General features: G+C 68.9%; 21 protein-coding genes. 7 read left to right on the top strand and 14 right to left on the bottom strand.

The genetic code is table 11. The annotated features are described in order from the left end of the window. The first annotated feature begins 3 nt into the window (after positions 1-3). A complete protein-coding gene (locus ACZ6YV_RS04860) occupies positions 4-744 on the top strand; it encodes a hypothetical protein (RefSeq protein ID WP_465508336.1) in 741 nt (246 codons plus the stop codon). On the opposite strand, the gene ACZ6YV_RS04855 is transcribed toward ACZ6YV_RS04860, so the two are convergent. Beyond that, complete coding sequence (locus ACZ6YV_RS04855) at positions 737-1,741, bottom strand: hypothetical protein (RefSeq protein ID WP_465508335.1); 1,005 nt, start codon at positions 1,739-1,741, stop codon at positions 737-739. The two genes, ACZ6YV_RS04860 and ACZ6YV_RS04855, sit on opposite strands and share 8 nt — an antisense overlap. Before the next feature lie 95 nt (positions 1,742-1,836). Between ACZ6YV_RS04855 and ACZ6YV_RS04850 the strand changes: the two genes are divergently transcribed. Then, entirely contained in the window at positions 1,837-2,631 is a 795-nt protein-coding gene (locus ACZ6YV_RS04850) for a DUF2470 domain-containing protein (protein WP_465508334.1), read from the top strand. 49 nt (positions 2,632-2,680) lie between these two features. Here the strand turns inward: ACZ6YV_RS04850 and ACZ6YV_RS04845 are convergent, their stop codons facing one another. Further along, complete coding sequence (locus ACZ6YV_RS04845; RefSeq protein ID WP_465508333.1) at positions 2,681-3,142, bottom strand: PPOX class F420-dependent oxidoreductase; 462 nt, start codon at positions 3,140-3,142, stop codon at positions 2,681-2,683. A gap of 23 nt (positions 3,143-3,165) precedes the next feature. Here ACZ6YV_RS04845 and ACZ6YV_RS04840 point away from each other — a divergent pair, with 23 nt between their 5' ends. The 3 genes from ACZ6YV_RS04840 (at position 3,166) to ACZ6YV_RS04830 (ending at position 5,898) form a co-directional block, all read left to right on the top strand. Further along, positions 3,166-3,963 carry a CPBP family intramembrane glutamic endopeptidase gene (locus ACZ6YV_RS04840; protein ID WP_465508332.1) on the top strand — a complete coding sequence of 266 codons (798 nt, stop codon included), beginning with the start codon at positions 3,166-3,168 and terminating at the stop codon, positions 3,961-3,963. 13 nt (positions 3,964-3,976) lie between these two features. Further along, the gene (locus tag ACZ6YV_RS04835) at positions 3,977-5,188 is read left to right on the top strand and encodes an arginine deiminase (protein WP_465508331.1); all 1,212 of its coding nucleotides are present in this window, start codon (positions 3,977-3,979) and stop codon (positions 5,186-5,188) included. Between the two features lie 158 nt (positions 5,189-5,346). After that, positions 5,347-5,898, top strand: a complete 552-nt coding sequence (locus ACZ6YV_RS04830) for a ferritin (protein ID WP_465508330.1) — start codon at positions 5,347-5,349, stop codon at positions 5,896-5,898. A gap of 90 nt (positions 5,899-5,988) precedes the next feature. Here the strand turns inward: ACZ6YV_RS04830 and ACZ6YV_RS04825 are convergent, their stop codons facing one another. The 5 genes from ACZ6YV_RS04825 to ACZ6YV_RS04805 form a co-directional block, all read right to left on the bottom strand. Beyond that, on the bottom strand, positions 5,989-6,828 hold the full coding sequence (locus tag ACZ6YV_RS04825) for a hypothetical protein (RefSeq protein ID WP_465508329.1): 840 nt from the start codon (positions 6,826-6,828) through the stop codon (positions 5,989-5,991). Beyond that, positions 6,825-7,337: a SigE family RNA polymerase sigma factor gene (locus ACZ6YV_RS04820; RefSeq protein ID WP_465508542.1), complete on the bottom strand. Its 513-nt coding sequence runs from the start codon at positions 7,335-7,337 to the stop codon at positions 6,825-6,827. Before ACZ6YV_RS04820 ends, ACZ6YV_RS04825 begins: the two co-directional genes overlap by 4 nt. 205 nt (positions 7,338-7,542) lie before the next feature. Continuing rightward, the gene (locus ACZ6YV_RS04815; RefSeq protein WP_465508328.1) at positions 7,543-7,896 is read right to left on the bottom strand and encodes a DUF952 domain-containing protein; all 354 of its coding nucleotides are present in this window, start codon (positions 7,894-7,896) and stop codon (positions 7,543-7,545) included. 86 nt (positions 7,897-7,982) lie between these two features. Next, positions 7,983-8,867, bottom strand: coding sequence for a DUF5926 family protein (locus tag ACZ6YV_RS04810; protein WP_465508327.1), 885 nt, complete (start codon positions 8,865-8,867; stop codon positions 7,983-7,985). An 82-nt stretch (positions 8,868-8,949) separates the two neighbouring features. Continuing rightward, positions 8,950-9,519, bottom strand: coding sequence for a hypothetical protein (locus ACZ6YV_RS04805; protein WP_465508326.1), 570 nt, complete (start codon positions 9,517-9,519; stop codon positions 8,950-8,952). A gap of 352 nt (positions 9,520-9,871) precedes the next feature. Here ACZ6YV_RS04805 and ACZ6YV_RS04800 point away from each other — a divergent pair, with 352 nt between their 5' ends. Both ACZ6YV_RS04800 and ACZ6YV_RS04795 read left to right on the top strand, forming a co-directional pair. Continuing rightward, entirely contained in the window at positions 9,872-10,081 is a 210-nt protein-coding gene (locus ACZ6YV_RS04800) for a hypothetical protein (RefSeq protein WP_465508325.1), read from the top strand. A gap of 53 nt (positions 10,082-10,134) precedes the next feature. Further along, the gene (locus ACZ6YV_RS04795) at positions 10,135-11,304 is read left to right on the top strand and encodes a cytochrome P450 (protein WP_465508324.1); all 1,170 of its coding nucleotides are present in this window, start codon (positions 10,135-10,137) and stop codon (positions 11,302-11,304) included. A gap of 152 nt (positions 11,305-11,456) precedes the next feature. Here ACZ6YV_RS04795 and ACZ6YV_RS04790 read toward each other — a convergent pair whose 3' ends face one another. The 7 genes from ACZ6YV_RS04790 to ACZ6YV_RS04760 form a co-directional block, all read right to left on the bottom strand. After that, entirely contained in the window at positions 11,457-11,612 is a 156-nt protein-coding gene (locus ACZ6YV_RS04790; protein WP_465508323.1) for a hypothetical protein, read from the bottom strand. Between the two features lie 289 nt (positions 11,613-11,901). Further along, positions 11,902-12,816 carry a DUF4328 domain-containing protein gene (locus ACZ6YV_RS04785; protein WP_465508541.1) on the bottom strand — a complete coding sequence of 305 codons (915 nt, stop codon included), beginning with the start codon at positions 12,814-12,816 and terminating at the stop codon, positions 11,902-11,904. A 59-nt stretch (positions 12,817-12,875) separates the two neighbouring features. Further along, positions 12,876-13,226: a rhodanese-like domain-containing protein gene (locus tag ACZ6YV_RS04780; protein WP_465508322.1), complete on the bottom strand. Its 351-nt coding sequence runs from the start codon at positions 13,224-13,226 to the stop codon at positions 12,876-12,878. 48 nt (positions 13,227-13,274) lie between these two features. After that, complete coding sequence (locus tag ACZ6YV_RS04775; RefSeq protein ID WP_465508321.1) at positions 13,275-14,906, bottom strand: solute symporter family protein; 1,632 nt, start codon at positions 14,904-14,906, stop codon at positions 13,275-13,277. Then, a complete protein-coding gene (locus ACZ6YV_RS04770) occupies positions 14,903-15,247 on the bottom strand; it encodes a DUF485 domain-containing protein (RefSeq protein ID WP_465508320.1) in 345 nt (114 codons plus the stop codon). Before ACZ6YV_RS04770 ends, ACZ6YV_RS04775 begins: the two co-directional genes overlap by 4 nt. A 140-nt stretch (positions 15,248-15,387) precedes the next feature. Next, positions 15,388-17,178 carry a sodium/solute symporter gene (locus ACZ6YV_RS04765; RefSeq protein ID WP_465508319.1) on the bottom strand — a complete coding sequence of 597 codons (1,791 nt, stop codon included), beginning with the start codon at positions 17,176-17,178 and terminating at the stop codon, positions 15,388-15,390. A 31-nt stretch (positions 17,179-17,209) separates the two neighbouring features. Then, a complete protein-coding gene (locus ACZ6YV_RS04760) occupies positions 17,210-17,734 on the bottom strand; it encodes a hypothetical protein (protein WP_465508318.1) in 525 nt (174 codons plus the stop codon). Between the last annotated feature and the right edge of the window lie 7 nt (positions 17,735-17,741).

Here is a 17,741-nt window from a genome sequence, read left to right as displayed (position 1 = left end):
GATATGCGTTTCGTCCGTGAGCTAGCCGAACCGTGGGGAATGCTCCTCGCGGCGACTTCGGCGGGTGCGGCCTGGGCTGTGCAGCTGCCAGTGGTCGCCGCGCTCGGCATCGGCGTGACCGTGCTCGCCGCCCGCGCCGGGGTCGCCGCCGCAACGCGGGCGAAACCCGCGCCAGAGCCCGAAGAGCGGGCTCTCCCCGACGTCGAACCGGGCTCCCCCGAGGCGGACTGGCTGCGGCGTGCGGAGGCCGCGGCCGACGGGTTCCGGTCGATTTCCGGTTCGCTCGACGCCGGCCCGCTCGCCGACCGGGTGGCCGACATGGAACCGGTGGTGCGGGAAACCGTCGACACCCTCCGGCGGCTGGCCGGTCGGGCGTCCGCCACCGGGAAGGCGTTGAAACGGGTGGACGTCGGCGCGGTGTCCGCCGAGAAGGCCCGGCTGCGGAAGGAACTGAAGACCGCCGACGACGACATCCGCGGCGACCTGACGCAGTCGCTCGAAGCCGTGCAGGCCCAGGAAGACGTGCACGCGCGGCTTACGAGCGCGCAACGGAAGCTGTTGGCGCAGCTGCGATCCGGCGCGCTCGGCCTCGACGGTCTGGTCGCCAGGGCGGCCGAATTGTCGGCCGCCACGGGCGATTCGCTGCTCGACACCACCACGATCGGCGAGCTGGGTGAGCAGCTGGAAGGGATCCGGCGGGGTGTCGTGGAGACCGAGGAGGCGACGCGACGCTCACTCAGCTGAACTTGACCGGCCCGAAAACCGCATGACCGGGCACTCCGGCCTTCGCCGCCTTCCCCGCCCTCGGCACACCGAGCACCCAGAGCCGTCCGGTCGCGGCGATGCCGGCGGCCAGTGACGGGTCCGAACCACCGGCCTGGACGGTGACCTCACGGCCGTCGGGCAGCACCGTCCGGCCCTTCACGGTGACCATGCCGAAGAGGTTGACCGACGCCGGTCCGGAGACGACGGCGAGTTCGGTCCACCGCGGCTCCGGGGACGGCCGGGCGACCACGAGTGCCGTGATGGCGAGCCCGAGCGTCGCGAGGACGCACAGGGCGGCCACTACCCGCGCTTCCGCCACGAGACCGCCGTGGCGGTCCGGGAAGTCGGCGGCGACCCAGATCGAGAAGGCGGCCGCCACCAGGGTGAGACCGGCGCCGAGCAAGTAGTACGAGGCCAGGAGCCGTCGCTGCAAGGTGAGCATCCGCCCCGGCGTGACCGGCTCGGCCGTCAGCGGCGCCGAGCCCTTCGCGGGGGCGTCCCGGAATTTGCCGCGCCGGGGACCGATGACCCCGGGAAGCATGAAGAACGGGCCGAGTACCCACAGCCGCCGCTGGGCCGCGAGTTGCGCGCGGAGCGGGGCGGGCAGCCGGACGACGAGCCATCGGCCGTCGAGCGGGACGCTCACCCGCGAACCGGCGACGACGGCGCCGTCCAACCCGCTCACCAGGCGGAACGGGTTGGCGGTGAGCTTCCGCATCGGCGAAGATCCGGCCAGCACGACATAGCCGGAGTAGAGCGAGACCGCTGCCATGAAGGTGATCAGGAAGGTGGGCACGGCGACCCCGTACCGTCCCGAAAACGCCAGGAAGACGCCCAGCACGACGAGCATCCCGGACGCGAAGCCCGTCGTTCCGTACGTCACGGTGAGACGGTCGAGCAGGGGCACCAGGGCCGGCATGTTCGCCGCCGGAACCCCTTTGGGTGGTTCGAGCACCTGGATTCTGTGGTCTTCCACCTGGTCAACGTATACGCGCCCGGGGTGAAGTGATCGAAGCTACTTCCGCTCGGCGCGTAAATCAGGTTAGGCTCACCTAACTTAGGAGGTGAGCCGTGACCACACCCACGTCCATTCGCCGCCCGCCGGCGCCGAACCCCGCGGAGCGCGCGAAGACGATCGCCACCCGCAACGGGCCGGCGACGCTCATGCCGACCGCCGAACAGCGTGACCAGCCAGGACAGTACGGCCGCGTCATCCCCGAACTGCACCACGTGCACACGAGCGGCAGCGTCAGCATCCTGCTGCCCGACGAGCACCACCTGGTGAAACGCGCGCACGAAGCGCAACGCGGCGAACTCGCGGTGATGGTCGAACTGACCGATCAGGCGCCGGTCGACCTGCGTGAACCCATCCGCGGGCTGCTGTGGATCACCGGCTGGCTTCGCCCGCTCTCCGAGGTCTCGGCGCGCGCCCGCGCGGTCTCCATCGCCGAAACCCGGCCGGACGAGCGGCTGCTGGACGTCGGGCACGGCCTGACGCTGCTGAGGCTGACCCCGGCGTCTTTGGTGCTCGCGGACGCCGAGGGCACGCACTCGCTCCGGCCGCATATGTTCAGCGCCGCGCCGCCGGACCCGTTCCACGACTACGAAGCCGCGTGGCTGCGGCATCTGGAGACCGACCACGCCGACGTCGTCCAGCAGCTCGCCAAGCACGTGCCCACCGAACTGCGCGGCGGCTGGATCCGGCCGCTCGGGCTGGACCGCTACGGCCTTCGGTTGCGGGTCGAGGCTGACTCCGGCGACCACGACGTCCGGCTCGCGTTCTCGCGTCCGGTCGAAGGGCCGCAGCAGCTGAGCGGCGAGATCCGCCGCCTGGTCGGCTGCCCGTATTCTTTCGACGCGCACTGAAGTCTCCGTCGGGCGCAGGGCGCCCTTGGGGAGACCTCGTTGTGTCTCGCTAGGCCAGCTCCGCCGGGAAACCGCCCTTGGCGATCGGCCCCCACGAGTCGATGGTGACGCGGATGATGCTCTTGCCCTGCTTCACCATCGCTTCGCGGTACTCGTCCCAGTCGGGGTGCTCACCCGAGATCGCGCGGAAGTAGTCGACCAGCGGCTCGACCGAGTCGGGGAGGTCGAGCACCTCGGCGGTGCCGTTCAACTGGACCCACTGGCCGTTCCACTCGTCGGACAGGACGCAGGCGGACACCTTCGGCTCGCGTCGCACGTTGACGACCTTCGCGCGCTTCGGGTACGTGGCGATGACGAGACGGCCTTCGCCGTCGACGCCGCAGGTCACCGGGGAGAGCTGCGGGCCGCCGTCGGCCTTGGTGGTCATCAGGATGGCGCGGTGACGGGTGGTCAGGAAGTCGACGAGCTCGGCACGGTCGACGTTTTCGTTGGTCGCGATACTCCTGGGCATGACCCGACGGTAGCTTGTGCGGGATGAGCTGGCTGCGTCCCGAACGCCCGGCGCTGCCGGAGTTCGTGGAAGACCCGGCGCGCCGCCGCGCGATCGTCATCGAACTGGTCGTCGTCTTCGGCATCACCCTCGGCCTGTCCGGGCTGCGCAGCCTGCTGTCCCTTGTGGACTCACTGCTGCAGCCTGTCCCGCTGGCGCAGCAACAGGCCCAGCTCAACGTCCCCCAGGCGACGCTGAGCCTGGTCGACCTGCTCAAGCAGCTCCTGAGCGTGGGCCAGCTGGTCGGCTGGGGCGCGCTCGGGCTGTACCTGTTGTGGCGCGGCGGGATGAAGCTCGCGGAGGTCGGGCTCGACAGGCGACGTCCCGGCCGCGACGTCCTGCACGGGCTCCTGCTCGCGGCGGTGATCGGGATTCCGGGGCTGGGGCTGTACTTCCTCTCCTACGGCCTCGGGTTCAGCCTGTCGGTACAACCGTCCACTTTGGGCGAAACGTGGTGGCGCCCGATCACGCTGACGTTGTCGGCCTTCGGGAACGCGTTCGCCGAAGAGGTGCTCGTCGTCGCGTATCTGCTGACCCGGCTGCGGCAGCTCGGGCTGCGCGAGAACACCTCACTGGTCGCGTCGTCCGTACTTCGCGGGTCTTATCACCTGTATCAGGGATTCGGCGGTTTCGTCGGCAACGTGGTGATGGGCCTGGTGTTCGGCAGGCTGTGGCAGAAGACGAACCGGCTGTGGCCGCTGATCGCCGCGCACACCGCGCTGGATTTCGTTTCCTTCGTCGGATACGCGCTGCTCAAGGGGCGAGTTTCCTGGCTTCCCTAGCTACTGTGAACCCGTGATTGACGAGACGACTCCACCCCGAGTTGACAGCGAAGTCGGCCCCCTGCGCGCGGTACTGCTGCACCGGCCCGGCAACGAGCTCAAAAGGCTCACGCCTCGCAACAACGACCAGCTCCTGTTCGATTCCATCCCTTGGGTGGACCGCGCGCAGGAGGAGCACGACGCGTTCGCCGAGGTGCTGCGCGGCCGCGGTGTCGAGGTGCTGCTGCTGGCCGACGCGCTGCGCACGGCGCTCGGCGACACCCGTGCCCACGCGGCCGGCGTGCACGCGGCCGTCGACGAGCGGCGGCTCGGGCCCGACCTGGCCGATTCGCTCCGTTCCCACCTGTCGAGCGTCTCGCCCGCGGTGCTGGCCGAGGTCCTGATGGCGGGGATGACCTTCGAGGAACTGCCCGCCGCCGAGGGCGCCTCGCTGGTCCGGCTGATGAACCACCCGAACGACTTCGCCGTCGATCCGCTGCCGAACCTGCTGTTCACCCGCGACTCGTCGGCGTGGATCGGCAACCGGGTCGCGGTCTCCTCTCTCACCATGCCCGCCCGTGTCCGCGAGACCGCTGTGCTGGACCTGATCTACGCCTACCACCCGTGGTTCCGCCACGCGTCCCGCGCGTACGGCGCGCATTCGGCGCCGATCGAGGGCGGCGACGTCATGCTGCTCTCGCCGGGTGTCCTGGCGATCGGCGTCGGCGAGCGGACCACCGCGGCGGGCGCGGAGTCGCTGGCGCGTTCGGTGTTCGCCGACGGGATCGCGCACACCGTGCTCGCCGTCCCGATCCAGCAGACCCGCGCGACGATGCATCTGGACACCGTCTGCACGATGGTCGCGGCCGACGCCGTAGTTATGTACCCGCTTTCCCGCGATTCACTGACCGCGTTCACCATGCGGCCCACCGACGACGGTTCCGTGAAGGTGGAAGGCCCGGCCCCATTCCTCACCGCCGCCGCCGAAGCAATGGGAATCGAGCGGCTTCGCGTCATCGACACCGGACTCGACCCGATCACCGCGGAACGCGAGCAATGGGACGACGGCAACAACACTCTCGCGCTCGCCCCCGGCGTCGTCGTCGGGTACGAACGTAATGTGGAAACCAACGCGCGCCTGGCGGAAGCCGGGATCGAGGTACTGGCCATCACCGGCTCCGAGCTGGGCTCCGGCCGCGGCGGGCCGCGCTGCATGTCGTGCCCGATCCGGCGCGAAAGCATCTGAAACAGAAATTAAGTAAGCCTTCCCTAATCGATTGCCATTGATTAGGGAAGGCTTACTTAATTGAGGTGGGCCTATGTATTGGGAATGGTAACCTAATAGGGGGCAGATCACCAGGTAAAAGTGGAAATCGAATAGGGACATGACGTATCGTCGAACACATGGCCCTCACTAAGAAGCAACCGCGCTCGAAGTTCTACGAACTGCTGCAGGCGCAGATCCACAACGAGTTCAACGCCTCCCAGCAGTACATCGCGCTGGCGGTCTGGTTCGACGCCGAGGACCTGCCGCAGCTCGCGAAGCACTTCTACAAGCAGTCCGTCGAAGAGCGGAACCACGGGATGGCGCTGATCCAGTACATGCTGGACACCGACCACCACGTGGAGATCCCCGGCACCGGCGACGTGCGCAACGACTTCTCCGACGTCCGTGAGCTCATCGAGCTCGCGCTGCAGCAGGAGAAGGACGTCGCGACCGACATCCAGCAGCTGGCCAAGGCCGCCCGCGCCGAAGAGGACTACATCGGCGAGCAGTTCACGCAGTGGTTCCTCAAGGAGCAGGTCGAAGAGATCTCCCAGATGTCCACGCTGCTCAACATCGTCAAGCGCGCCGACGGCAATCTGTTCGAGGTGGAGAACCACCTGCACCGCGAATCCATCGGTGACGGCGGCGTCGACTCGAGCATGCCCCCCGTCGCGGGCGGCGCGCTCTGACGCACTGACCAACGCTCCCACCACAGGGAAAACCCGGGCTCTCCCCCTTGGAGCAGCCCGGGTTTTCTCTTGCGCGCGGCCACTTCGGCCTCAGCTGAACTGGCAGTCCTGGTTGATGCTGGTCAGCAGGATGCTGACGGCCGACCCGTCCTTGGCCACGAAGATCCGGTACGCGCTCACAGCGCTGACAGGCGCGACGTAGGCGCCGCCGTCCTTGGTGCTGCCGGGATAGGCGGCGAGGATGTCCGCCTCGGTCGAGCCGACGCCGATCCCCTCCGGGGTGTGCACCGTGCCCGCCGGGTTGATGACGGTGATCCCGTCGGCCTCGGTCAGCGACACCGACGTCGGCCCCGGAACGGCGGCCCCTTCCGCGTAGCCGTACGTACAGGCGCCCCGGACCTCTTTCGCCCGCAGCGGACCGGCCGTGGCTTCCGCCTCGGGCTCGCTCATCCCGAGCCGGAGCTTGCCGAAGCCGGCGGAGGTCAGCAGCGCGCCAGTGGTCACCTTGCCCGGTGCGGGCGGCTTCGTGGCGGCGGTGCTCTTCGGTGGCTTGACGGGCCCATCGGAGACCGTCGAATGCGGCGGCACGGTCGTCGGGTCCGGTGGCTCCGCCGCCGAGGACGGCGGTGGCACCGCGGTCCCCGGTCCCGGCCGCACCAGGCTCGACGAGGCCGCTCCCATGGTGAGCTGGTCGCCGGGGAAGGCCGCGCCGTTGTCCGTGTCGTGGATCGTGAAGACCGTGAGTCCGCCGCCCAGCATGACCACCGCGGCGGCCATCCCGCTCGTCGTCTGCATCAGCTGACGGCGACGGCGGCGGCGACGGGCGCCCGCGACGATCGTCTCGGGATTCAGCGTGGAAGACGCGCCCAGCCGTTCATCAGAGAACAGGTCGCGCAGCTTCTGCTGCACGTCCTCTTCGGACATGTTCATCCCGCTTCCCTCCCTTCGTCCTTGGGCTCGAACAGGGCGAGCTTCGTGCGCAGCGACGCGATCGCCTTGCTCGCCTGGCTTTTGACGGTGCCCTGGCTGACGCCGAGCGAATCCGCGATCTCCGCTTCGGACAGCCCTTCGTAGTAACGCAGGACCATCACCGCGCGTTGCCTCGGCGGCAGCGCCCGTAACGCCTGCCACAGCGGCTCGTGCTCGAACGGGTCCGCCGGACTGTACGGCTGGGTGTCCGGCAGGTCGGCGACCAGGCTCTCCCGTTTGGTCCGGCGCCAGCGGCTGATGTGCGCGTTGGCCATCGAACGGCGGATGTAGGCCATCGGGTCACCGGTCTTGTGCTGGACGTAGGACCAGCGGGAGCCGATCTTCTCCAGCACGGTCTGGACCAGGTCGGCGGCGTCGTGCGGGTTCCCGGTGAGGGCGTGGCCGTACCTCAGCAGGCCCGGAAGGCTGGCCTGCACGAAGTCGCCGAAGTCGGTGAGCTCGCCCGGCACTTCTCTCCCTCGGCTTTCGCCGGCCCCCCAGACGTCCGTCCCCGGGATGACCGTCGCGGCAGCGGTCACCGTATCGCCTCCTCCCGGGGTCACACGGCCAGGTCCACCTGGCTCACCTCTCCCGAAACGCATGACCGCCCCCACAGGTTGTCTCTTGCCGCGAACCAGTTCGAGAGACGTCCGTCCCCCCGAGGCGTTGCCGTCGTCAACGTCTCGACACGGACTCGGGAATTCTGAACGAACCATCCCTCTGAACAGGGAATTCGTGCACGGCCACCACGGCGTTACGCGGTATCGGACCGTACACATGGGGGAACTGGATACCCGCCGGATGCGGCGGGTCGCCGTCCTCCCAGACGACGGGCGCGCCGACGAGCGCCGGGTCGATCTCCAGCAGCACCAGGTCGGTGCGACCGGGGAACACGGCGTTGGCCGGGATATGCGCCGTTCCCGGGTCCGAGCAGTGGATGAAGCCGTCGGAGTCGAGCGACGCGGCGGTGTAGACGCCGCCTTCGGGCACGGCGGCCCACTCGCCCTCGGTGCAGATATGAAGAATCACGCGACCATCCTCGCGCACTTCGTCCTCTGAACGCGGTGGTCGCGCGTGCGACTACCGCGTTCAGAGGACGAAACGCGGGGAACGGGTCAGCGGATGGTGAGCTGGCGGCCGATCAGGCCGTCGCGCGAGCGGCGCTCGGTGGCGTTGAGCGGCTCGGTGTCGAGGGACTTCAGCGCGGCGTCGAGCCGGACGCCGAGCTGGTCCTTCGCGTCGGCCCACTCGCGGGCGTGGGCCTCGGGGTCGAGGTCCCACACCGGGACGAGCAGCCCGTGCGCGCGGAACGAACCGGCGTAGCGGGAGCCTTCGCCGAGGCCCAGCTCACCGGCCGCGGACAGCCGCGCAAGCGCTTGCAGCAGCAGGTTCTCCGGTTCGGGGCGGACCCAGCGCAGGTGCGCCTTCTCGCCGGCGAGCACCCAGTAGGCACCCGCGCCGAGACGCTCGGTCGGCATGATCGCCGCGTTCGCGCGCTCGAGGGACAGCGCGACGTCGCCGCTCGCGTCGGCGTCCTCGGGCAGCCACCAGGCGAAGTCGTTGTAGAGCGTGGCGTCGAGTTCGACGCTCGTTTCGAGCAGGTCCTGCAGGCGGGCCTTCTCTTCGGCGGTGGGCGGCGTCGTGGTGTCCGGCACGGACAGGACGTCACCCTCCTTGGCGTCGAGCACCCACTGGAGCGCGCGGCCGAGGTCGCGGCTGATGTCCGAGGACCGGGTCTGCACCTGCATCCCGACGTAGCGCTCGCCGTCGGACCGGACGAACGCGGCCGCCGCCATCGGCAGCACCGTGCCGAGGGTGACCTTCTCGCCGGAGCCCTTCAGCGTGAGCGCGGCCGTCGCCGACGGGACGAACTCGCGCAGCGCGATCAGTTCGGTCTCCGCCGCGAGTCCCTCGAAGGGCTGGCCGACGAAGACGTCGCGCACCTTCGGCTTGCGATCCGAGGTCGTCTTGGGACCCTTCTTGCGCGAACCCTTGCCCACGTCAGCCTCCTCAAGCTCGGTTCGGAACGCTATCGCGGGAAGGGCGTGCGCCTCGTAAGGCCCCCGCCCTTCCCGCGCGCGATCAGGACCGCGAGGCCGGACGACGGCGCATCAGGACCGCGCCACCGGCGCCCGCCACCCCCGCTCCGGCCAGCCCGGCGATCAGCCAACCGGCCGAAGACGGCTCGTCGACGGGCCCGCCACCGGTCTGCGGCGCACCGGCGGGAACCTTCGAAACCTGCTTCGGTGCTTCCTTCTTGACCGGCTCCTTCTTCGTCGCCGGGACGACCTTCACCGTCGCGGCGGGCTCGACGGTGTCGCACAGCAGGACGAACAGGTGATCGCCGGGCTTGACGCTCGGCCGCAGCTGGAAGGTCACCTTGACGTCGGTGCCACCGGCACGCTTGACCGACTTGTCGGCGACCTGCGTGAACCCGTCCGGCGCGACGATCGAGAAGCCGTGCGGCGTGACGCAGCGGCCCTGCGCGGTCACCTTTCCGCCCACCTCGACGGTCTTCGGCGACACCCAGAACTTGGTGCCCTTCGGCTTCTCCGGCATCTCGACCGGTGCTTCGGTGGCGAAAGCGGTCGCGGGCAGCAGCGCGAGCGCGGCGGCGGTGACCCCGGCGAAAACGGCATGACGAATACGCATGGAAATACCCCAGTTCGAATGAGTTCGTTTCACTTCCGGACCAGACGGCCACGGCAGTCCCCCTTGCCGTCCCGCGCTACCGCGTTCCGACATTCCTAGAGACGCCATGCCCTGTCCGAGGTTCAGCGGGGTTGGTAACGAAACCATCGCGGATGAACACCCCACCGGCCGCCGGGTTGACCGGATCGGCCGGTTTCAGCGGCCGATCGTGTATCACGCAAACGTGACTGAAAATGGTTGTCATCATCCGGACGATCTAATCGCGGGTGATCAGCCTGCCGTTTTCCCCCTACCTCCCCGAATACTCGATCTCGGCGCCATCCGGCGTCGTCGTGCGGAGAAGGGATCACAGATGAGCACCTCGAAACGCCGGGCCGCGTTGGCCGCGTTTCCCGTGGCACTCGGGCTGATGCTGGCCGGGCCCGCCGTGGGTACGGCATCGGCCGCGCCACAGTCCGAATCGACCGACCAGGCGCGCCACTGCCTGCTGCTGTGCGTCGGCCACCACGGGCACCACCACCACGGCATCGGCCTGCACCTGGGCCTCTGGCTGCATCTGTGACCCTCGCGCCGCGCCGGGACGGGCTCCCGGCGCGGCGCGGCTACAGTCGGGACGTGTTCGACCTCGCCGACCCGGCCTTCCTCGCGAATCCGTATCCGTACTTCGCCGAACTCCGCGAGCGCGGCGAAGTCCACCGGCACGACGGCCTCGGTATCGCCGTGGCGGTGTCGCACGCGGCGTCGGCCGCCGTCCTGAGGCACCGGGGGCTGGGCCGGATCTGGCAGGACGCGCTGCCGGTGGAGCGGTTCGCGTCGTTCAACCTGCTGCACCGCAACTCGCTGCTGGAGAACGAGCCGCCCGCCCACACCCGGCTGCGGCGCGTGATCGCGGGCGCTTTCGGGCGCGGGCACGTCCAGCGGCTGCGGCCGATGGTCGGCGAACTCGCGGACGGCATGGTCGACGGCCTCGCCGCCGAGATCGCCGAGACCGGCTCGGCCGATCTGCTGGCGCACCTCGCGCAGCCGCTGCCGGTCGCGGTCATCGCGGAGCTCCTGGGCGTCCCGATCGAGGACGGGCCGCGCATGGTCACCCTGTCGAACCACATCGTCAAGATGTACGAGTACGGGCTAGCCGAGGACAAGCGCGACGCCGCCGAAGCCGCGGCCTCGGAGTTCGTCGAGTACCTGCGTGGCGTCGCGAAGCAGCGCGCGAACTCCCCCGGCGAAGACATCGTCAGCGATCTCCTGCGCAGCGAACTCACCGAGGACGAACTGGTCGCGACCGCGGTCCTGCTGCTGATGGCCGGGCACGAGGCGACGGTGAACGTGATCGGGAACGGCGTCAGCGCGCTGCTGACCCATCGGGACCAGTGGGAGCGGCTGGTGGCCTCCCCGGAGCTCATGGAGCCGTGCGTCGAGGAACTGATCCGCTTCGACGCGCCGCTGCAGCTCTTCGAGCGGACGGCGACCGCCGACGTCGAGATCGCCGGGTTCCGGGTGGCCGAGGGCGAGAAGATCGGCGCGCTCCTCGGCGCCGCCGCACGGGACCCGAAGGTGTTCGACCGGCCCGACACCCTCGACATCGGCCGCACGCCGAACGCGCATCTCGGCTTCGGCATGGGCATCCACTACTGCGTCGGGGCCCCGCTCGCGCGGGTGGAGATCGCGGCCGCGCTGACCTCGCTTGCCACGAAGCTGCCTGGTCTGGAGCTCGCGGAGACACCGGAACGGCGGCCGGAGTTCGTGATCCGAGGCCTGCACTCGCTCCCCGTCACCACGCGCTGAAAGCCTCGTGAGTGGCTAGGACGGTTCTAACCGCCCTAGCCACTCACGAGGCTGGACCTGCTCGGTTCCGGGGCCCGTTTGCTTGAGGTACGTGAAGGGGCCCTTCATTGCGCCTAGCGCTGTGAAGGGGTCCTTCACGTACTTGGAGCAGGTCAGTCGGCAGTTTCGGGGTAGAGCGTGAAGTGGGAGACGTGCACCGGCTTGATGTGCTCGAAATGCCGCCGGTCCACCGTGGCCACCTCGACCGTCTTCAGCCTTTCCGCGGTGGCCTTCACGTTCTCGGACGCGTCAGCGGGAAGATCGAGCATCCCCAGGAACGATGGCAACGAGTAGGTCTTCGGTGTCTCGTCCGTGACCGGCCCAGGCCTCCGGATTCCATGACCGGTGAGCCTTGTTTTCACCCCAGGTGAAAACGCCCCGTGACAGCCTTCGTGGCGGACGGCTTGTACAGACCGAGCACAGCAGGCCTGGCCCGGCGGGTCTCCCCGGCCGGCAGGTCACACTCCTGCTGCTCGCTGTTCATACCTCCATGTTACCGACCGATCGGCCTTCGGCAGGGTGCGTGGATCCGCATTCGACAGTTGGTGGCAAAGCAGGTCAGCGCACGGAAGCGGCGGGGCGTTCGCGGCGTTCCGGGTCCGGGGCGCCGTCCACCTTCAGCACGCGAAGCAGGCGAAGCCGCTTCTCCGCCACAGGCGCGAGCAGGCCGGACATGCGCTTCACGAGCAGCGCCGTCACCACCGCCAGCCCGGCCGCGGCCAGATCGGTCAGCGCGACCAGCACGACCCCGTCGGCCAGCGCCTGGACGCCGTCACGGAACCGCCAGACGATGACGAGCCCGAGCAGCAGCCAGTTGAGCGCCCAGACACCCCACCAGACCAGCACGAGCCGCGACGGCTTCGGCCGCGTTTCCCGGGTCCGGCGCAGGACGGCGTGTTCGAGTTCGGCGACGATCGGCAGCACCATGACCAGGTTCACCACCGGCACCAGCGTGAACACCAGCACCTGCCACAGCGGCCTCGGCGGCACCTCGCCGGAGGCGTCCGCGGCGGCGTGCCTGGCCACGAGCAGCCACCACACGGTGAGCCCGGACGGCAGCAGCGAAAGGATCGTCGTGAGCAGGCCCGCGGTGATCACGAAGCTGTCGGACACCGAGACGACGGACGTCGACAACGCGGAGTCACGGCTCTGCACGAGCAGCACGTAGCGCCAGATCTCCGAGGCCGCCGCGACGACGGCGAGCGCGGCGAAGGTCCACAGCACCGGCAGGAGGCTGCGCGTGATCACCCGCAGCCGCTCCCCGGCGGTGACTTCGCCGGACGCCGTCCCGGGGACCGCGGTCGGACGGCGCCAGACCAGGTTCGGGAAGCCCCAGCGCGGCGGGACCGGATAGGACGGCGGACCGGAGTAGCGCTCGGCCACGGGTTCGCGCCGCTGCGGCCAGGCACCGGGAGGCGGCGAAGCGACCCAGCGGACGCGATAACGAGCCGGCTGGGGCCTCGGCTGCTGCATCGGCGCCGGACGCACCGGCGGTACCGGGGTCCTCGGCGGGTAGTGGCCTGGCTGCACGGTTACAGCACTTCGGGGTCGACGCCGGGATGGTCGCCGACCATCGGGCGCCCCTCCTGCTTCCAGGATCCCATCCCGCCGGCGACGTTCACCGCGTCCCAGCCGCTCGCGTTGAGCCACGCGGCGGCGCGGGCGGACCGGCCGCCGCTGCGGCAGATCACGTAGACCGGCTGGTCGTCGGGCAGATCGTCGAGTTCGCCCACGCGCGCGGGCAGTTCACCCATCGGGATGTGCTTGGCGCCCGGGACGTGCCCGGCGGCCCACTCGTCGTCCTCGCGGACGTCGAGCAGCGCGACGCCGTCCTTGGGCAGGTCACGGACGGCGACGGTCGGGATGTCAGCAGGGCTCACCACCCTGCCATCCTCGCATCCCGTCCCGTTGCGCGCGCGTGAAGAACAACATCAGTGTTGGGTGGCCTTTTCGGCGCCCGCACCGGTGAGGGAGCGGACCTCCATCTCGGCGTACTTCTTCTGGTTGTGTTCCTTGGACAGCACCGTCCCAAGCCAGCCGAGGAAGAAGGCGATCGGGATCGAGACGATGCCGGGGTTGTCGAGCGGGAACCAGTGGAAGTCGACGCCCTGGATCATCGACGCACTCTTCCCCGTCTTCGCATCGACTGGCTTACCCGAAACAGCCGGCGAGAAGACGATCAAGATGACGCACACGATCAGCCCGCCGTAGATGCTCCAGAGCGCGCCCTGGGTGTTGAACCGCTTCCAGAACAGCGAGTAGAGGATCGTCGGCAGGTTCGCCGACGCCGCCACCGCGAACGCGAGCGCCACCAGGAACGCCACGTTCTGGTTCTTCGCGAGGATGCCGCCGACGATCGCGACCGCGCCGATCACCAGTGCGGTGATCCGCGCGACGCGGACTTCGCTGTCCGGGCCGGTCTTGCCCTTCTTGATCACGTTGGCGTAGACGTCGTGCGCGAAGGACGCCGATGCGGTGATCGTCAGTCCCGCGACCACCGCGAGGATCGTCGCGAACGCCACCGCCGCGATGAACCCGAGCAGGACCGGGCCACCCAGTTCGAGTGCCAGCAGCGGCGCCGCCGAGTTGGTCGTCCCCGGCGCCTTCGCGATCACGTCCGGGCCGACGAGCGCGCCCGCGCCGTAGCCGAGCACCAGCGTGAACAGGTAGAAGATGCCGATCAGCGCGATCGCCCACACCACCGAACGACGCGCGTCCTTCGCTGTCGGCACCGTGTAGAAGCGCATGAGCACGTGCGGCAGGCCCGCGGTCCCGAGGACCAGCGCGATACCGAGCGACAGGAAGTCGAGTTTCGTCGTGCCGGTCTTGCCGTACTGCTTGCCCGGTCCGAGCAGCGCTTCCCCGGCCTTGCCGCCCTTGTCGACGGCGGCCTGGAACAGGTCGGAGAGGTTGAAGCCGTACTTCCCGAGCACCCACAGCGTCATCGCGAACGCGCCCGCGATGAGCAGGACGGCCTTGATGATCTGGACCCAGGTGGTGCCCTTCATCCCGCCGATCAGCACGTACAGGATCATGATCACGCCGACGACGGCGATCACCAGGTCCTGGCCGAGGTTCCCCTCGATGCCGAGCAGCAGGTTCACCAGACCGCCCGCCCCGGCCATCTGCGCGAGCAGGTAGAAGAACGAGACGGCGAGGGTGGAGATCGCGGCCGCGGCCCGCACCGGGCGCTGCCTCATCCGGAACGCCAGGACGTCACCCATGGTGAACTTGCCGGTGTTGCGCAGCAGTTCCGCGACCAGCAGCAACGCCACCAGCCAGGCGACGAGGAATCCGATCGAATAGAGGAATCCGTCGTACCCGTTGATCGCGATCGCCCCGGCGATACCCAGGAACGACGCCGCGGAAAGATAGTCGCCCGAGATCGCGATCCCGTTCTGCGGGCCGGTGAAAGCGCGCCCCGCGGCGTAGTAGTCGGACGCGGTCTTCGTATTCCTGCTCGCCCGGAAAACGATCACCAGTGTGATCGCGACGAACACCGCGAAAATGGTGATGTTGAGCGCCGGATTGCTGCCTTGGACGCCCGCTGCCAGCGTTTTCACCGTTCGGTCCCTTCGACCTCGTGCCGGATCTTGTCGGCGAGCGGATCGAGTTTCCGGTTCGCGTACCGGACATAAAGCCCGGTGATGACGAAGGTGGACACGAACTGCAGCAAGCCGAAGACCAGGCCGACGGTGATGTTGCCGAAGAGCTTGGTGCCCATGAACGCGGTCGCGTAGTCGGCGAGGAGCACGTAAAGCAGATACCAGAGCAGGAACAGGACCGAGACCGGGAAAACGAATACCCGGAGCCGTCGTCGCAGCTCGGTGAATTCCGGGCTCGCCTGCACCTTTTCCCAGTCGGATTCCGGATCGGACCCGAGGCCTTGCTCGGTATCACTCACTTCGGACCTCCCATCTACCTCAACCATTCGGTGATTTCGATGTCACGGAAGATCATGCCCCTCTTGGGGCGCGAGAGGGGCAATCCATTTGAGTGAACGGTGCGACTCTGCGTAGAGCGTCACGACTCGAAAGAGTGAGTTTACTTGCGGTGGCGTCCCTTGCCGGCGGTCCGCGTCTTCTCTTCGGCCTGCCCGAACCGGGCGACCGCGCGATCGCGCATGAACCCGAGCGGATCGGGCGCGTGCAGCCGCAGCATCACGCCGTGGACGTCGTCCGGCCGCCCGTAGCCGGTCGCGCGGCTCACCACGTAGGTGGTCAGGAACGCCGCCGGCACGGTGATCAGCGCGGGCTGGTTCGAGAACCACGGCGCCCAGCCACCGGTGTACTTGCTGACGATGTTGACCACCAGCGCGGTCAGCACCAGGCCGCCGCCGACGAGCATCCCGGCCAGCGCGCCGGGCCAGCTGAGCTTGCGCCACCAGACCCCGAGCAGCAGCAGCGGGCTGAACGTCGAAGCGGCCAGCGCGAACGACATCCCGACCGAAAGCGAGAGGTCTTCCGACGGCAGCAGGATCGCCAGCACGAACGGGATCAGCGCCACGATCGCCGTCGCCACCCGGAAGTCGCGGACCCTGCCGGGCAGCACGTCGGTGGACACGACCCCGGCCACGCTCACCAGCAGCCCGGACGAACTCGACAGGAACGCCGCGAAGGCGCCGGCCGCGGTCACCGCGCCCAGGATCTGCCCCCAGAGACCGGGCAGGACCGCGGACGGCAGCAGCAGGACGGCGGCGTCGGTCTTCCCGGTCACCAGCAGTTCCGGGACGTACATCCGCGACAGCGCGCCCAACAGTGTCGGGAACAGGTAGAACAGCCCGAGCAGCAGGAGAACGTGCACCGTCGTGCGGCGCGCGGCCTTGCCGTCGGGGTTGGTGTAGAAGCGGACCAGGACATGCGGCAGGCCCATGGTGCCGAGGAACGTCGCGAGGATCAGCGAGTAGACCTGCAGCAGATCGGTGAGACTGCCCGAACTCGGCCGCAGCCAGTCGCCGTTGGACGGAGGCGCGTCGCTGACCACCGGGACCGGGGTGCCCGCGGTGAACTTCAGCGTCGTGCCCTTGGCGACCTTGTGCCCGGCCTCCGGCGTCCAGACCGCGAAACCGTTGGCGCGCGCGCCTTCCACCTGCCCGTACGCCTCGAGCACGGTCACCGAGGTGACCTTCAGCGTGACATCGGCCTGCACCGAGACCGTGGTGTTCTCGGGGAACGTCGGCGGGGCGGGCTGCCCCAGCGGGCGCGCGCTGCCCGGCGGGCCGGCGCCGAGGAACACGATGCACAGGATGAACGTCGGCACCGCGATGGCGAACAGTTTCAGCCAGTACTGGAAGGCCTGGACGACGGTTATCGCGCGCATGCCGCCCGCGATAACGTTGAACCCGACCACGCAGGTCACCAGGATCGCGCCCGCCCAGGAGGGGACGGGCAGGATCGTCGCCAGCGTCAGGCCGGCGCCCTGGAGCTGCGGGACCATGTAGAGGATCCCGATGAACACCACGAACGCCGTCGAAACCCGGCGCAGCATCGTCGAACCCAGCCGCATCTCGACGAAGTCCGGCAGCGTGTACGCGCCGGACCGCCGCAGCGGCGCGGCGACGAAGAGCATCAGCGCGAGATAGCCCGCTGTGAAGCCGATCGGGAACCACAGCGCGTCGGCGCCGTCCTTGAGCACGATGCCGGCGACGCCCATGAACGACGCGGCGGACAGGTACTCACCGGAGATCGCCGCGGCGTTGCGGCGGGACCGCACGGTGCGCCGGGCGACGAGGAAGTCGTGCGTGCTGACCGCCGACCTCGAGGAGCGATGCCCCAGGTAAAAGGTCAGGACCGCCACCAGCACTATGCCGGCCATGGCCCACGGATTCAGCTGCACAGCAGCGATCCTCGCACGTGCGGCTCCGCAATCAGTTCTCGATCATGTCGACGAAGTCGCGTTCATGACGTTCGGCAAGCCGGTTGTACCAGAGCCCGATGCCGAACAGGAAGGGAAAAGGTGCCACCCCGAGGATCAACCAGGGCAACGGAATGCCCACGACGATCACCCGTCCGAATGACGGGATCAGGTAGAAGAGCACCGGAAGCGAACACAGCGTGACCATCACCAGTAGCGCCAGCAGGGAGGCCGTCCGCAGCTGGATCTTCACCAGGTCCCGGACCAGGAGTTTTCCCCAGCTGGTCTGTTCTTCGAGTTCGACCCGGGCCCGCAAGGTGCTCGTGGCCTGCCGCGGATCGGCGAGGATCACCCGCTGCCGCTTGGGTTTCGCGTGGTGCTCGGGTTTGCCCTGCTCGTGCTTCGGACCGGCGGGCGCGCCGGGCACCGGCTCGACGGCGGCCCCCTCGGGCGGCGCCGGTTTCCTGTTCCTGCCCTTGCCGAGGGTCGGGTCCGGTTCGCGAACCCCGTTGACCCGCCGGTAGTAGTCGTCGGTCATGTCCCGC

This window comes from Amycolatopsis sp. NPDC102522 (genome assembly GCF_055584485.1).
Note: the sequence above shows the minus strand (reverse complement) of the source record. Positions and strands in the feature narration are given on the sequence as shown.